This is a genomic window from Burkholderia sp. MSMB1835 (genome assembly GCF_001526365.1).
Classification (GTDB): domain Bacteria; phylum Pseudomonadota; class Gammaproteobacteria; order Burkholderiales; family Burkholderiaceae; genus Burkholderia.
This window is the reverse complement of record NZ_LOYP01000008.1, coordinates 1-631: the sequence shown is the minus strand read 5'-3', so window position 1 is coordinate 631 and position 631 is coordinate 1. Positions and strand designations below refer to the sequence as shown.

The window sequence follows — 631 nt, the reverse complement described above, 5'->3', positions numbered from 1 at the left end:
CGTTGGTCGTATTCAGGCTGGTCGACAACGATCCGACGTCGGTCGATTCCTGAGTCGACAGTGCACCGACGGCGTTGTTCGTGGCGTTTAGGCCTGTCGACAACGAGCTGACGTTACCGTTGGTCGTGTTCAGGCTGGTCGACAACGATCCGACGTCGGTCGACTCCTGGGTCGACAGTGCACCGAGGGTACTGTTGGTCGTGTTCAAGCCCGTCGACAGCGAGCTCACGCCGCTTTGCGCCGTGCTGATACCGGCTGCCGTTGAGGTCGACAGACTCGCCACGTTACTGTTGGTGGTGTTCACGCTGGTCGACAACGATCCAACGTCGGTCGATTCCTGCGTCGACAGCGCACCGACGGCGTTGTTCGTGGCGTTCAGGCCCGTCGACAACGAGCTGACATTACCGTTGGTCGTGTTCAGGCTGGTCGACAGCGATCCGACATCGGTCGATTCCTGCGTCGCCAGCGCACCGACGGCGTTGTTCGTGGCGTTCAGCCCTGTCGACAGCGAGCTGACATTACCGTTGGTCGTGTTCAGGCTGGTCGACAACGATCCGACGTCGGTCGACTCCTGGGTCGACAGCGCGCCGACGGCGTTGTTCGTGGCGCTCAGGCCCGTCGACAATGAACT

The 631-nt window shown here is 61.5% G+C and carries 2 protein-coding genes; one reads left to right on the top strand and one right to left on the bottom strand.

Features of this window, described 5'->3' with window-relative positions:
- A partial coding sequence (locus tag WS96_RS34740; RefSeq protein ID WP_218920978.1) for a hypothetical protein occupies window positions 1-229 on the bottom strand: 229 nt, incomplete at its 3' end.
- Here WS96_RS34740 and WS96_RS34735 point away from each other — a divergent pair.
- Window positions 201-631, top strand: a 431-nt coding sequence (locus tag WS96_RS34735; RefSeq protein ID WP_218920977.1) for a hypothetical protein, incomplete at its 3' end; no start/stop codon positions are given. The two genes, WS96_RS34740 and WS96_RS34735, sit on opposite strands and share 29 nt — an antisense overlap.